Source organism: Streptomyces sp. NPDC014861, assembly GCF_043081625.1.
Classification (GTDB): Bacteria; Actinomycetota; Actinomycetes; order Streptomycetales; family Streptomycetaceae; genus Streptomyces.
Genome location: NZ_JBIBWV010000008.1, coordinates 45,918 through 59,378 on the forward strand (window position 1 = coordinate 45,918; position 13,461 = coordinate 59,378).

The 13,461-nt window shown below is 73.6% G+C and carries 12 protein-coding genes; 8 read left to right on the forward strand and 4 right to left on the reverse strand.

The window, feature by feature from the left end:
* Window positions 1–98 precede the first annotated feature (98 nt).
* Entirely contained in the window at window positions 99–1,481 is a 1,383-nt protein-coding gene (locus tag ACF1BN_RS18390) for a transcriptional regulator (protein ID WP_392332643.1), read from the forward strand.
* A 163-nt stretch (window positions 1,482–1,644) separates the two neighbouring features.
* Complete coding sequence (locus ACF1BN_RS18395) at window positions 1,645–3,066, forward strand: hypothetical protein (RefSeq protein ID WP_392332644.1); 1,422 nt, start codon at window positions 1,645–1,647, stop codon at window positions 3,064–3,066.
* A gap of 24 nt (window positions 3,067–3,090) precedes the next feature.
* On the opposite strand, the gene ACF1BN_RS18400 is transcribed toward ACF1BN_RS18395, so the two are convergent.
* Window positions 3,091–4,386: an ABC transporter substrate-binding protein gene (locus ACF1BN_RS18400; protein ID WP_392332645.1), complete on the reverse strand. Its 1,296-nt coding sequence runs from the start codon at window positions 4,384–4,386 to the stop codon at window positions 3,091–3,093.
* Between the two features lie 143 nt (window positions 4,387–4,529).
* On the opposite strand from ACF1BN_RS18400, the gene ACF1BN_RS18405 reads away from it, so the two are divergent.
* On the forward strand, window positions 4,530–5,045 hold the full coding sequence (locus tag ACF1BN_RS18405; protein WP_392332646.1) for a hypothetical protein: 516 nt from the start codon (window positions 4,530–4,532) through the stop codon (window positions 5,043–5,045).
* Between the two features lie 73 nt (window positions 5,046–5,118).
* Window positions 5,119–5,970: a formyltetrahydrofolate deformylase gene (gene purU / locus ACF1BN_RS18410; protein ID WP_392332647.1), complete on the forward strand. Its 852-nt coding sequence runs from the start codon at window positions 5,119–5,121 to the stop codon at window positions 5,968–5,970.
* A gap of 62 nt (window positions 5,971–6,032) precedes the next feature.
* Here purU and ACF1BN_RS18415 read toward each other — a convergent pair whose 3' ends face one another.
* Both ACF1BN_RS18415 and ACF1BN_RS18420 read right to left on the reverse strand, forming a co-directional pair.
* Complete coding sequence (locus tag ACF1BN_RS18415; protein ID WP_392332648.1) at window positions 6,033–7,241, reverse strand: maleylpyruvate isomerase N-terminal domain-containing protein; 1,209 nt, start codon at window positions 7,239–7,241, stop codon at window positions 6,033–6,035.
* Window positions 7,238–7,816, reverse strand: coding sequence for a sigma-70 family RNA polymerase sigma factor (locus tag ACF1BN_RS18420; protein ID WP_376595602.1), 579 nt, complete (start codon window positions 7,814–7,816; stop codon window positions 7,238–7,240). The genes ACF1BN_RS18415 and ACF1BN_RS18420 overlap by 4 nt, the downstream gene beginning before the upstream one ends.
* A gap of 293 nt (window positions 7,817–8,109) precedes the next feature.
* On the opposite strand from ACF1BN_RS18420, the gene ACF1BN_RS18425 reads away from it, so the two are divergent.
* Window positions 8,110–8,574, forward strand: a complete 465-nt coding sequence (locus ACF1BN_RS18425) for an STAS domain-containing protein (RefSeq protein ID WP_392332649.1) — start codon at window positions 8,110–8,112, stop codon at window positions 8,572–8,574.
* Here ACF1BN_RS18425 and ACF1BN_RS18430 read toward each other — a convergent pair.
* Window positions 8,498–10,072 carry a class I adenylate-forming enzyme family protein gene (locus ACF1BN_RS18430; RefSeq protein WP_392332650.1) on the reverse strand — a complete coding sequence of 525 codons (1,575 nt, stop codon included), beginning with the start codon at window positions 10,070–10,072 and terminating at the stop codon, window positions 8,498–8,500. The genes ACF1BN_RS18425 and ACF1BN_RS18430 overlap by 77 nt on opposite strands.
* A gap of 157 nt (window positions 10,073–10,229) precedes the next feature.
* Between ACF1BN_RS18430 and ACF1BN_RS18435 the strand changes: the two genes are divergently transcribed.
* The 3 genes from ACF1BN_RS18435 to ACF1BN_RS18445 are packed head-to-tail and all read left to right on the forward strand — an operon-like array spanning window position 10,230 to window position 13,428.
* Window positions 10,230–11,420: an amidohydrolase family protein gene (locus ACF1BN_RS18435; protein WP_392332651.1), complete on the forward strand. Its 1,191-nt coding sequence runs from the start codon at window positions 10,230–10,232 to the stop codon at window positions 11,418–11,420.
* Window positions 11,420–12,553, forward strand: coding sequence for an acyl-CoA dehydrogenase family protein (locus tag ACF1BN_RS18440; RefSeq protein ID WP_392332652.1), 1,134 nt, complete (start codon window positions 11,420–11,422; stop codon window positions 12,551–12,553). Before ACF1BN_RS18435 ends, ACF1BN_RS18440 begins: the two co-directional genes overlap by 1 nt.
* An 8-nt stretch (window positions 12,554–12,561) precedes the next feature.
* Window positions 12,562–13,428 carry an acyl-CoA dehydrogenase family protein gene (locus tag ACF1BN_RS18445; RefSeq protein WP_392332653.1) on the forward strand — a complete coding sequence of 289 codons (867 nt, stop codon included), beginning with the start codon at window positions 12,562–12,564 and terminating at the stop codon, window positions 13,426–13,428.
* Window positions 13,429–13,461 lie beyond the last annotated feature (33 nt).

Genomic DNA, 13,461 nt, shown 5'->3' on the forward strand with positions numbered 1-13,461 from the left:
ACGTGTCCGGTTTCGCGTGTTCACATCGGCATTGACCTGATATCCGCAGGGCAGTGATCACTTCGTGTCCGTACCTGTCCCGTCTGGGGGTTCCACCTATGGCAGCCAGGCCACTTGTGCCGCGACAGCCCAACGAACGGCTCCAGGCGCTCATCCAGGAGGCCGCGTGCTCCAACGCCGGCCTCGCCCGCAGGGTCAACATGGTCGGCGCGGAGCGCGGCCTCGACCTGCGGTACGACAAGACCTCGGTGGCGCGCTGGCTGCGCGGGCAGCAGCCGCGCGGCCGGGCGCCCGGCGTCATCGCCGAGGCCATCGGCCGCAAGCTGGGGCGCACGGTGACGATCGACGAGGTGGGGATGGCCAACGGCCGGCACCTCGCGGCGGGCATCGGCCTCCAGTTCGCGCCGACGGTGCTCGGCGCGATCGAGCAGGTCTGCGAGCTGTACCGGAGCGACGTGGGCCGCCGGGACTTCCTGACCGGGTCCTCGGTCGCCGCCTCGGCGCTCGTCGAGCCCAGCAGGGACTGGCTGATCACCGGCGCGGACGCGCAGGTGGCGCGCGCGGCGGGGGCGCGGGTGGGCCGCGCGGACGTGGCGGCGGTACGGGAGATGACGGCGGCGCTCGTCGATCTGGACCGGCGCTTCGGCAGCGGGCACGTCCGCCCGGTGGTGGTGCACTACCTGGACAGCGTGGTCTCGGGGATGCTGGCGGGCTCGTACCGGGAGACGGTCGGCCGGGAGCTGTTCGGGGCGGTCGCCCGACTGACGGAGCTGGCCGGGTACATGGCCGTGGACACGGGCGAACCCGGCCTGGCCCAGCGGTACTACATCCAGGCGCTGCGGCTCGCGCAGGCGGCCGGGGACCGGGGCTACGGCGGCTACGTGCTGGCCGCCTCGATGAGCCACCTGGCGGCGGAGCTCGGGAACCCGCGGGAGATCGCCCAGTTGGCGCGCGCCGCGCAGGAGGGGACCCGGGGGCGGGTGCCGCCGCGCGCGGAGGCGATGTTCCTGGCGGCGGAGGCGCGCGGGCACGCGCTGATGGGTGACGTGCGGGCCTTCGAGTCGACGGCGGGCCGGGCGGCACGCGCGCTGGAGGCGGCCGATCCGGAGTCGGGCGACGACCCGGTGTGGATCGCCCACTTCGACGAGGCGTACCTCGCGGACGAACTGGCGCACTGCTACCGGGACCTGGGGCGCTCGGAGGCGGCGGTCCGGGCGGCGGAGGAGTCGCTGGCCGGGCACCCGGAGGGGCGCGCCCGGCGGCGGGCGATCGGGCTGGCGCTGCTGGCGTCGGCGCGGGCACAGCAGCGGGAGGTCGAGGAGGCGTGCCGTACGGGCACGCGCGCGCTCGAACTCCTCGGCACCCTGCGGTCGTCCCGCGGCGCGGAGTACCTGGAGGACCTGAGGGACCGCCTGGAACCCTTCGCGGCCGAGCCGGTGGTCCGCGAGTTCGAGGCGCGCGTGGAGGTGCACGCGGCGTAGGCCGTTCGTTCCGGATCCCGCCGGGTCCGCGGCGGCCGGACGGTCGGCGGGCGGGAGGCGTTCCGTACGAAGGGTGTTACCGGGCTCACACGTGTGTGCGGAGCCCGGGGCGCACCCGGTAGCGTGACCCGACGATTCCGTAGGTCCATCAGTAGGAGTCCCGGTGACGCAGAACGGACAGGGTCCGGAGCAGGGGGGCGCGCAGGCGTGGGGCGGTGCCTGGCCTCCCCAGCCGGGCGGGCAGCCGCTGCCTCCCGCGCAGCCGCTGCCGCCCGAGGCGCCGGCCGCCGGTGATCTCCAGGCCACGCAGTACATAGCCCCGGTGCCGCCGCAGCCGCAGGGCGCCCCGGGGGCGATGCCCCCGGCCGGGTACGGCTATCCGCCGCCGGTCGCGGCCCACGGTGACATGCAGGCGACGCAGCACATCGCGCCCGTGCCGGGCGGTGTGCCGCCGGTGGGGTACGGCTATCCGCCGCCGGTCGCGGCCCACGGCGACATGCAGGCGACGCAGCACATCGCGCCCGTGCCGCCGCAGGGCGGGCCGGGCGGCGGCGGGCATACCCAGTTCCTCGGGACCGGGCGGCTGCCTCAGCAGCCCGCCGCGCCGGGGGCCTCGGACGCCACCCAGTTCATCGCGCCGGTGGCCGCGGGGCCCGTACCGGGCGGGCCCGTGCCCGGTGGTCCCGTGCCCGGCGGGCCGGGGGCGTCGCAGCCGCCCGCGGAGTTCGACAGCCTCTTCCGGGACTCGGCGCCGTCGCAGCCCGCGCCCCCGCCGTACCAGCAGCAGCCTCCGGCCCCGGCGCCGTACCAGCAGCACCCCCAGCAGCACCACCAGGCGCCGCCGCAGCAGCAGTACGGCTTCCAGGGCGGGGGCGGCGGGTACCAGGCGCCCGGGGGGCAGCAGGAGGCCTACTACTACGACGACGAGCCGGAGCCGCCGCGCCGGAAGTCGCCGGTCGCGCTGATCGCCGCCGTGGTGGTGGGCTGCGCGGTCGTCGGTCTGGGCGTGGGCGCGCTGCTCAGCGGCGGCGACGAGAAGGAGCCCACGGCCGGGCCGAGCGCCGCCCCGAGCTCGCAGGCCCCCGCGCCCAGCGGCGAGGCCTCCGAGGCGCCGGAGAAGCAGGCGGACCCGGCGGAGCCGCAGGCGAAGGAGCTGGACAAGCTCCTCGCGACGAGCAACGACAGCCGGGACGCGGTGATCAGCTCGGTCGAGGCGATCAAGCAGTGCAAGAACCTCGACAAGGCCGCCGCCGACCTGCGCGGCGCGGCCGAGCAGCGCCGGAGCCTGGTGACCAAGCTCCAGACGATCGGCATGGACAAGCTGCCCGACCACCAGAAGCTGGCGTCGGCGCTCACGCGCGCGTGGCAGGCGTCCGCCGCGGCCGACGACCACTACGCGGGCTGGGCGGACCAGATGAAGGCCAAGGACGCCTGCAAGGGCGGCAAGGCCAAGAGCACCAACCGGCTCAAGGCGGCCAACGAGCAGAGCGGCACGGCCACCAAGGCCAAGAAGGAGGCGGCCGGGCTGTGGAACCCGACCGCCGAGAAGTTCGGACTGTCGAAGCGGTCCGCCACCCAGCTGTAGCCGGGGGCGGCGGACCGGTGCGGGTCAGCCGCGGTTGGTGACGGTGGGGCCGACGTCGACGAAGCCGGGCTTCTGCGCGACGAGCCGGCCCTTCCGCACGACCTGGAAGGTCACCTCGTGGTTGACGATCCGGGGGAAGTCCGGGGCGCCGAGCAGGTCCTCGTACATCCACCGCAGCTTCGGGGTGAGGCCGCCGGTGTCCACCTGGGCGCCCCGGTCGAGGGCGTCGGCGATGCGCGAGGCGGTGACGGTGTCCTTGTCGAGGGACTCGATGACCTCCTTGAGGACGGTGTAGGCGATCCAGGTGGTCTGCACGCCGGTGTCGGACGGGTCGACCCGGTTGTCGACGAAGGCGTGGTCCCGGATGACCTTCCGCATCGGCTCCCAGCTCCTGTCGTCCGCGTCCGGGTACCAGCCGGTGACGTAGGCGCCCTCGAAGGGGCTGCGGGCGCCGCCGGTGCGGTCGATGACGGGCTGGCCGACGCTGCCGAGGACGGACGAGATCCGTACGGAGCCCTCGCTCCCGCCCTTCCCCCCGCCGCCGGTCCGTCCGGACTCGTCCCCGCGCTCCGGCAGGCGGCGGAAGGAGTCGAAGAAGGTCTGGGTCCGCTCGCCGAGGACGGCGGCGACGCAGCCGTCCTCCGTACCGGCCTTCTCCCGGGCGCGGGTGGCCTGGGCGGTGTACTCGGTGGCGTCCTCGACGGCCGGGATGTCGAAGGCGCCGCGCTTGCTCGCCTTCTTCAGGCCGGCGTCGAGGAGCTTGGGCAGCCGGTCGCCGGCGAGGGTGTCCGGGCGCACCAGGGAGACCCGGCGGCAGCCCTCGGCGAGCTGCATGCCGTGCCCGGCGATGAGCGAGGCGAGCCCGCCGTTGACGGGGTACGAGAGGTGGCTGGTGAACTCGTCCTCGGTGAGGCCGTAGCCGCCGATGTACGGGATGCCGGCCGCTTCGAGGGGGGCCATGAAGGCGCGGCCGTTCTGGCTGTACGAGCCCACGACGGCGACCGCGCCCTCGCGGACCGCGCGGCGGGCGCACGCGGCGGCGCCGGCCGGGGTGTTCTGCTCGTTGCAGGTGAGGACGCGCAGTTCGTGCCCGTCGATGCCGCCCTGGGAGTTGACCCAGCGCGCGTACGCCTGGGCCATGGCGGGCATACCGGGCATGTTGGTCGCGCGGGTCTGGTCGGGGGCCCAGGTCATCACCGTGACGGGCTCCCTGGAGCCCCCCGTGGCACCAGGGAGCACGCCACACCCGGTGAGGAGCGACGCGCCCGCCGCCGCAGCGGTGACGGACGCGAGGAGTGAGGTCAGTCGCCTACCGGTCATGGGCATGCACCATTCCGCGCCAGGGGTAACGCGGGAGTGTGCACCGTTCAACGGTGGGTGACATGACGGTGAATTGCGAGGGTCGGGGCCCCTAAGAGGAGGGGTGGAATCCGGTTGTCGGAGGGGAACCGTACGATCGAGCGATGTCCAGTTCCGCCCCCGGTTCCGTCCCCGGTCCGGTTAACTCTTCCCGTCGCGGCCGTCGCTCCTCCACCATGGGCGGCATGCCGCTCAACGACATGCCGTGGTGGCGCTGGCGCGCGAACGCGCGCTCGGCGCTGCACATGCTCTCCGACCCCGGGTTCCACCGGTCCGTCTGGCTCGCCGGCCAGGAGGGGTACGGGGACGTCACCGACGCCGTCTACCGGCTCGTCGAGGACACCTGGCTCGACAACTGGTCCGCCGAGCGCTACGTCGGCGCGATCTTCCGGGACTCGGGCGAGGCGCAGCTCGTCGACGTCGCCGTCCTGCGGGTCCTGAGGATCCTCCACCAGGTCGGACCCGACGCGCCCTTCTCCGCCTACCAGGAGCACGCCGGCTGGCCCGAGGCGGTCCAGGCGGCCCGCGAGGCGCACGTGCGCCTCGCGACGGCCGACGGGGACGACCCGGACGTGCCGCCGCGCTCGCTCGACGTGCTGAGGATCCTCACGCGCGCGTGAACCCGCGCGCGGGGCGGGTCCGGTGGACGGACGGCGGTACGGACCGGGCGGCGGGGTGTGGCACGCTGTCCGGATGACCGACCAGTATGTCCTCACCATCTCGTGCCCGGACAAGCAGGGCATCGTGCACGCCGTGTCGAGCTACCTCTTCATCACCGGATGCAACATCGAGGACAGCCAGCAGTTCGGAGACCGGGACACGGGTCTCTTCTTCATGCGGGTCCACTTCTCGGCCGAGGCGCCGGTGACCGTGGAGAAGCTGCGGGCGAGCTTCGCGGCGGTGGGCGACTCCTTCCAGATGGACTGGCAGATCCACCTCGCCGAGGAGCGCATGCGGGTCGTGCTCATGGTCTCGAAGTTCGGCCACTGCCTGAACGACCTGCTCTTCCGGTCGTCCATCGGGGGGCTGCCGGTCGAGATCGTCGCCGTCGTCTCCAACCACACGGACTTCGCCGAGCTGGTCGCCTCCTACGACCTGCCCTTCCGGCACATCCCGGTGACCAAGGAGACCAAGCCGGAGGCGGAGGCGGAGCTGCTGGCGCTCGTCGAGGAGCAGAACGTCGAGCTGGTCGTCCTCGCCCGCTACATGCAGGTCCTCTCCGACGACCTCTGCAAGCGGCTCTCCGGGCGGATCATCAACATCCACCACTCCTTCCTGCCGAGCTTCAAGGGCGCCAAGCCGTACCACCAGGCGCACGCGCGCGGCGTGAAGCTCATCGGGGCGACGGCGCACTACGTGACGGCGGACCTCGACGAGGGGCCGATCATCGAGCAGGAGGTCGAGCGCGTCGGCCACGAGGTGACGCCGGACCAGCTGGTCGCGGTCGGGCGTGACGTGGAGTGCCAGGCGCTGGCTCGCGCGGTCAAGTGGCACGCGGAGCGCCGCATCCTCCTGAACGGCCGCCGCACCGTCATCTTCGCGTAGCCCCGGAGCGGGCCGGCCACGGGCCGTGCCGGCGCCCCTTTGCCGGCCGGCCGTGCCAGGCCCTAGAGGCGGCTCAGGGACGCCGTCGCGGAGAGGACGTCCCGGATGGCCTCGCGGTCGCCCTCCTGGCCGGCCGCCGCCTCCTGCGGGGAGATGTGCCCCGCCACGAGCTGGCAGAACTCGACGCCGTCCATCGCGACGTGCGCGACCGTGTGGTCGGGGGAGCCGAGTGCGGCGGGGGAGTCCAGCGGGACGTACCAGTGGCCGCCGCCCGCGCCCTCGACCTCCAGGTGGAGCGAGCGGCCCGGCGCGCCCGCGGTGACGAGCCGGCGGGGCGTGGCCGCCCGGCCGGCGCGGCGGCGATGGGCGACCGCGGCCGGGAGGAGCCGGGCCGCCAGGTCGATCATGGCGTGCAGGTGCGGGCCGCTCGGCGGGTCGTAGGGGTAGGCGACGGCGTTCGCGATGTCGTCCGCGTGGACCCAGCACTCGAAGGCCCGCTCCAGGAGCGCGTCCTTCAGCGGGAGGGCGAAGTCGCCGTAGGTGACCGTCAGGTCCGAGACCCCGCGGCCGGCGAAGGACACCGTCCGGACGAGCGCGTGGCTCTGGTCCCGCCACGGTGCTCGCAGCGTCCGGTTCGGCGGCCGGTCCAGCGCCTCCCAGAACGCCTCCGTGCGCTCCGTCGGCGACAGCTCCGGCACGTCGGGGCCGAGCGGGTCGGCGAGGCCGAGGGCCCCGGACACCAGGCCGTCGACCGCCAGGAGGTGGCCGATCACCCCCGCGACGGTCGACTTCCGCCGGATCGGCCGGTCGTCCTCGTACCACTTGAGCCGGACCGGCGCGTGCCACTCCGACTCGCCGATGTCCCGCAGCAGCGCGTCGAGGCGGGCGGTCTCCGCGTCGTACGGGGTCGCCCATCCGGGCAGCGGGATGCGGGCCGGGCGGCGGCCCAGGCAGTTCTCCAGGACCCGCGACCGCAGCAGCGGATCAAGGTCCAGGTCCCGGTCCTCGTGCAGCAGCGCCACCGCGTCCCGTAGCCGCAGCGCCTCGTCCGCGCAGGGCGCGCACACGGTCAGGTGGTCCTCGACGGCCCTGCTCTCCGCGCCCGAACACGCCGACAGCGCCCACGCCCCGAGGAGGGACTTGAGCACCGTGTGGGAGAGCTCCGGGGGCACCGCGCCCGTGAGGTCCGCGTGGTCGTCCGCAGCCTCGCGCGGGCCCGGTATCCAGGAGGCGCGTGCGAGGTCGTCGCCCTCGCCGTTCGCCCCGGTCACAGCGCCCGCCCGTAGCCGCCCGGCGGTCCGTCGAGGGGGCGGGTGTTCGCCGTGGAGAGCAGCTGGAGGCCGAGCCGGAGCCGGCGGCGGGCCTCCTCGTGGCTGATCGACAGGTCGGCGGCGGTCTGGCGGTAGTCCCGCCGCTGGAAGTACGCCAGTTCGAGCGCCTTGCGGAGCGGGGCCGGCATGGAGGTGACGATGTAGTCGGCGCGGGCCGCGGCGGAGGCCCGGCGCACCTTGGCCTCCAGCTCCTCCGCCGAGCCGACGCCGGTCTCCGCGTACGCCGTCGCCTCGGTCTCCCGCAGCCGGTGGACGGCCTGCCGCTGGGTCAGCCGGGCCACCCAGGAGCGCAGATTGCCCTGCCGGGGGTCGTAGGCGTCGGGGTTCTCCCAGATGTAGCCGAAGACCTCCCGGGTGACCTGGTCGGCCGCCTGGTCGTCGTCGAGGACCCGGTGGGCGAGGCTGTGGACGAGGGAGGCGAAGCGGTCGTACAGCTCGCCGAGGGCGGCGGCCTCCCCGCGGGCGAGCCGCTGCTGCATCCTGCGGTCCCAGCGGGGTGGTGTGTCGTTCGCCATCCGAGCCTCCACCTTCCGCTTCCGCCGAACGCCCGCTGTCGAGCGCCTGCCACCGGGCGTCCGGCGTCGAGCGCCTGCCACCCGGGCGTCTGCCGTCGAACGCCTGTCGCCGCTGTGCCTCGCCCGCCGCCGGTCCCTGTCCTGTCGTGTCCTCCGCCCAAACTAGTGCGACCGGCCGACAACGCACGCCTGTTTGCCGCAAGTGCGGCCTTCACGCAGGAACGGATGGTAAGGAAAGCGTCATACCCGGCTCAAGGGGTTTCGGCCACGCCCCTCGGGGCAGGCGCCCGTCCGTGACGACGATCGAGGCCGACGAGAACGACCGCGACGGATGGATGGTGCTGAGCCTGCGCGGCGAGCTGGATCTGGTGACCTCGCCGCTGATACGGCGGCGGGTGCACGACGCCGTCGCCGCGGGGCGGCACGACCTCGTCGTCGACCTGTCCGGGGTGCTGTTCTGCGACTCCAGCGGCATCGGCGTGCTCGTCGGCGTCCGCCGGCTGGTGCGCTCCTGCGGCGGGCGGCTGAGGCTGGTCCTCCCCGAGGCGGAGGAGGGCCAGAGCCATGTCACCCGGGTCTTCGCCGCGCTCGGCGTGACCCGCCTCTTCGAGGTGTACGCGGACCTGCCGGCGGCCCTGGCGGGCGAGGAGTCCACCGCCGTACGCGTCCCGGAGCCCCGGTTCAGGCCGGCCCCGCCCCCCGCGGACCCGCTGCCGCCCCAGGCCACTCCCGGTCTGCTGCCCCGAACCGCTCCCTGAGCTTGTACTTGAGGACCTTCCGCAGCGTCTCGTTGCGCGGCAGGGCGTCCACGACCTCCAGCTGTTCCGGCAGCTTGTGGACGGAGAGCCCGGCCGCGCGGAGGAAGGCGGTGAGGTCCGGCAGGGTCAGCGGCGGGGCGCCCGCCGGCTGTTCGACGACGGCGCAGACCCGCTCGCCGCGCGCGGCGTCCGGGAGGCCGATGACGGCGGCGTCGCCGACGGCCGGGTGCTCGTGGAGCAGGTCCTCGATCTCCTTGGCCGAGATGTTCTCGCCCTTGCGGATGATGATGTCCTTGATCCGTCCGGTCAGGACGAGGTGGCCGCTCGGCGTCAGGTGCCCGACGTCGCCGGTGACGAGGAAGCCGTCCTCGTCGAAGGCGGCGGCGGTCTGCGCCGGGTCGAGATAGCCGGAGCAGACGGCCTCGCCGCGGAGCCGTATCTCGCCGGACGGGGTGATCCGGACCTCCATGGCGGCGGGCGGCCTGCCCTCGGTGGTGGCGAGGTTCTCGGCGGTGTCCTCGGGGTCGCCCATGGTGATCATGGGGACCTCGGTCATGCCGTAGCCGTGGGTGAGCTGGCAGCCCAGCTCCTTGCGCACCGCGTGGTAGACCTCGGGCGGCTTGGGCGCGCCGCCGCCGGCGAGCAGCCGCAGGGTGGGGATGACGGGTTCGCCGGGGTTCTTGCGCTGTTCGGTGAGGAACATGGAGTAGAAGGCGGTGGAGCCGCCGGCGACGGTGACGCCGTGGCGGCGGTAGTCGGCCAGCGACTCGGGCAGTGCGAACTGTTCGAGCATCACGGCGGGGAAGCCGTACAGCAGGAGCATCACGGTGTAGTCGGGCCCGGCGATGTGGGCGTACGGGAAGGCCATCGAGCCGACGTCGGCGGCGGTGAGCCGCAGCGCGTGGGCGAGGCAGGCGCCGCCGGCGAGCAGCGAGCGGTCGGTGTGCAGCACGCCCTTGGGGTCCGAGGTGGTGCCGGAGGTCCAGTAGATCCAGCGGACGTCGGTGCCGGAGGCGGGCGGCGGGGGGAGGACGGCCGGGTCGCCGTCGGGGAGGTTCTCGGAGGTGTACGCCTCGAAGACGCCGGGCGCGTCCAGCCGGCGGGCCATGGCGGTGTGGTCGAAGCCGCGCCAGACGCCGGGGACGGCGAAGTGCTCGGCCCGGGAGGCGCGGAGCGCGAAGCCGACCTCCTTGTCCCGGTAGAAGGGGATGACGGGGGTCTGGACGGCGCCGAGGCGGGCGAGCGCGAAGGAGAGGACGGCGGTCTCCAGGCGGGTGGGGAGCTGCCAGGCGACGACGGTGCCGGGCCGGACGCCCCGGTCGTGGAGCCCGGCGGCGCAGCGCTCGGCGCGCTCGCGCAGGGCGCCGAAGGTGAGGACGCGGTCGTCCTGGAGGAGGATGGGCCGGTCGGGGGTGAGGGCGGCGCGGCGCTCGACGAGCTCCCAGAGCGTGCGGGACTCGCCCAGTGCCAGGGCCTGCGCGGTTTCGGTCGCGGTCACCTGAGCCTCCATTCCGTGCGTTCCTGGGACGCCTTGATCTGACGGAACGTCAGTTCGTGCGGAGAGCGTAAGGGGACGGTCCTTGTCGGTCCAGACCCCCGGGGTTAGCCTTGCCTCAGCAAGATCTGACGCTCCATCAGATTACTGGAGGGCTTCCATGACCGACCTGCCCCGCATCATCAGCGTCGACGACCACGTGATCGAGCCCGCCCACCTCTTCGACACGTGGCTGCCCGCGAAGTACCGGGAGCGCGGGCCGCAGGCGGTCACCGCCGGGATCGGGGAGCTCGCCTACGTCGGCGGGAAGTACCAGATCACGATGGACCCGGACGGACCGCCGACCGACTGGTGGATCTACGAGGACCTCAAGTTCCCGTACAAGCGGAACATCGCCGCCGTCGGCTTCGACCGGGACGACATGACCCTGGAGGGGATCACCCGCGAGGAGATGCGGCGCGGCTGCTGGGACCCGAAGGCGCGCCTCGCCGACATGGACCTCAACCACGTCGAGGCGAGCCTCTGCTTCCCCACCTTCCCGCGCTTCTGCGGGCAGACCTTCGCCGAGGCGCGCGACAAGGAGGTCGCCCTCGCGTGCGTGCGCGCCTACAACGACTGGATGGTCGAGGAGTGGTGCGGCGACAGCGGCGGCCGGCTCATCCCGCTCTGCATCATCCCGCTCTGGGACATCGACCTCGCCGTCGCCGAGATCCGGCGGAACGCGGCCCGGGGCGTCAAGGCCGTCACCTTCTCCGAGATCCCCACCCACCTCGGACTGCCGTCGATCCACTCCGGCCACTGGGACCCGTTCTTCGCCGTCTGCCAGGAGACCGGGACGGTGGTGAACATGCACATCGGCTCCAGCAGCCAGATGCCCGCCGCCTCCCCCGACGCCCCGCCCGCCGTCCAGGCCAGCCTCAGCTTCAACAACGCGATGGCCTCGATGATGGACTTCCTCTTCTCCGGGGTCCTCGTGAAGTTCCCCCGCCTCAAGCTCGCCTACAGCGAGGGCCAGATGGGGTGGATCCCCTACGCCCTGGAGCGCGCCGACGACGTCTGGGAGGAGCACCGCGCCTGGGGCGGGGTCCGCGACCTGATCCCCGAGCCGCCGTCCACCTACTACTACCGGCAGATCTTCTGCTGCTTCTTCCGCGACAAGCACGGCATCGCCTCGCTCGACGTCGTCGGTCGGGACAACGCCACCTTCGAGACCGACTACCCGCACGTCGACTCGACCTTCCCGCACACCAAGGAGGTCGCGCTCGACCACGTGCGGGGCCTCGACGACGAGACGGTCTACAAGCTGATGCGCGGCAACGCCATCCGCATGCTCGACCTGGGCATCGTCTGATGGACCTCTCCTGCACGGACGAGGAGGAGGAGTTCCGGGCCGGGCTGCGGACCTGGCTCGCCGCCGAGCTGCCCGGCCTGCCGCCCCGGCCCGACCCGCTGGACTGGCCGGGCCGCAGGGCGTACGACTGCGGCTGGCAGCGGCGGCTTCACGACGCCGGGTACGGGCACGTGCACTGGGACGCCTCGCCGACCCAGCGGCTCATCTTCCTGGAGGAGACCGAACGCGCCGGCGCGCCCTACGTCGGCGCCAACTTCGTCGGCCTCCTCCACGCCGGGCCGACCGTCGCCGCAGAGGGCACCGAGGAGCAGCGGGCCCGCTGGCTGGATCCCGTGCTGCGCGGCGACGAGGTCTGGTGCCAGGGCTTCAGCGAGCCCGACGCCGGCTCCGACCTGGCCGGCCTGCGGACCAGGGCCGTACGGGACGGGGACGCGTACGTCGTCACCGGGCAGAAGATCTGGACCTCCCACGCCGAGGTCGCCGACTGGTGCGAACTCCTCGTGCGCACCGACCCGGACGCCCCCCGGCACAAGGGCATCAGCTGGCTCGCGCTGCCCATGGACGCGCCCGGCGTGACGGTACGGCCGCTGCGGACCCTCGCCGGGTCCACCGAGTTCGCGGAGCTCTTCCTCGACGAGGTGCGGGTGCCGGTCGCGAACCGGGTCGGGGAGGAGAACGACGGCTGGCGGGTCACCATGGTGACCCTCTCCTTCGAGCGCGGCACCGCCTTCGTCGGCGAGGTCGTCGCCTGCCGCCGCCTCCTCGGCGAACTCGCCCGCACGGCACGGGAGAACGGCCGCTGGGACGATCCCGCGCTCCGCCGCAGGATCGGCGGGCTCGCCGCCGGCTTCCAGGCCCTGTGGCGGCTCACCCAGCGCAACGTCAGCGAGGCGCAGGCCACCGGCGGGGTCCCCGGCGTCGGCGGCTCCGTCTTCAAACTGCACTACTCGCACGCCCGCCAGGAGCTGTACGACACCGCCGCCGAGGTGCTCGGCCCCGACGCGCTCGACCTCGACCGGGAGTGGAACCTCGACCGGCTCTCCTCCCTCTCGTACACGATCGCCGCCGGCACCAGCCAGATCCAGCGCAACATCGTCGCCGAGCGGATCCTCGGCCTGCCGAAGGGGCGGTGAGCCGGACCGTGGACTTCCGACTGAGCCAGGACCAGAGGGACCTCGTGCGAGGGGTACGGGAACTGCTCGCGGGCCGCTTCGGACGGGACGCGCTGCGGGCGGCCGTCGACGCCGGCGGGGCGCTCGACCGGCAGCTGTGGAAGGAGCTGGGCGAGGCCGGATTCTTCGCGCTGCGGCTGCCGGAGGCGGAGGGCGGGGTCGGGCTCGGACTGCCGGAGGCGGTGCTCGTCTTCGAGGAGGCGGGACGGGCCCTGCTGCCGGGACCGCTGGTGGCCACGCATCTCGCCGCGGGGTCCGTGCCGGGCGCCGCCGAAGGGACGGCCGTCGTCACCGACGTCTCGCCCGAGGGCCTCGTCCCCTGGCTGGAGGCCGCCGACGTGGTGCGGGGCGAGGCCGGCGGAGCCGTGCGCGTGCGGTCGGTCGATCCGCTGACGCCGCTGCACCGCGTGCCGCGGGCGCGGGCCGCGGTCCCGGACGAGACGGTGCTGCTGACCGCCGCCGAGCAGGTCGGGACCGCCGCCTGGTGCACCGACGCCGCCGTCGCGTACGCCGGGCAGCGGGAGCAGTTCGGGCAGGTCATCGGGGGGTTCCAGGCGGTGAAGCACCTGTGCGCCGGGATGCTGGTGCGGACCGAGCTGGCCCGGGCCGCCGTGCACGCCGCCTCCGTCACCGCCGACCCGGTCGAGATCGCCGGGGCTAAGCTGCTCGCCGACGAGGCGGCCGTCCGAGGAGCCCGCGACTGCCTCCAGGTGCACGGCGGGATGGGCTTCACCTGGGAGGCGGACGTCCATCTGCATCTGAAGCGGGCGTGGGTGCGGGCCGCGCTCGTGCTGCCGGCGGAGCGGGCGGCGGAGGAGGTCGCCGCCGCGCTCTGACCGTCCGAACTGGTGACGGAGCGTGTTCGAATC

Excerpts from the sequence above, each read along its gene's own strand:
- ACF1BN_RS18390 (WP_392332643.1), top strand. The coding sequence starts at position 99 with ATGGCAGCCAGGCCACTTGTGCCGCGACAGCCCAACGAACGGCTCCAG.
- ACF1BN_RS18400 (WP_392332645.1), bottom strand. The coding sequence starts at position 4,386 with ATGACCGGTAGGCGACTGACCTCACTCCTCGCGTCCGTCACCGCTGCG.
- ACF1BN_RS18405 (WP_392332646.1), top strand. The coding sequence starts at position 4,530 with ATGTCCAGTTCCGCCCCCGGTTCCGTCCCCGGTCCGGTTAACTCTTCC.
- purU (WP_392332647.1), top strand. The coding sequence starts at position 5,119 with ATGACCGACCAGTATGTCCTCACCATCTCGTGCCCGGACAAGCAGGGC.
- ACF1BN_RS18420 (WP_376595602.1), bottom strand. The coding sequence starts at position 7,816 with ATGGCGAACGACACACCACCCCGCTGGGACCGCAGGATGCAGCAGCGG.
- ACF1BN_RS18435 (WP_392332651.1), top strand. The coding sequence starts at position 10,230 with ATGACCGACCTGCCCCGCATCATCAGCGTCGACGACCACGTGATCGAG.
- ACF1BN_RS18440 (WP_392332652.1), top strand. The coding sequence starts at position 11,420 with ATGGACCTCTCCTGCACGGACGAGGAGGAGGAGTTCCGGGCCGGGCTG.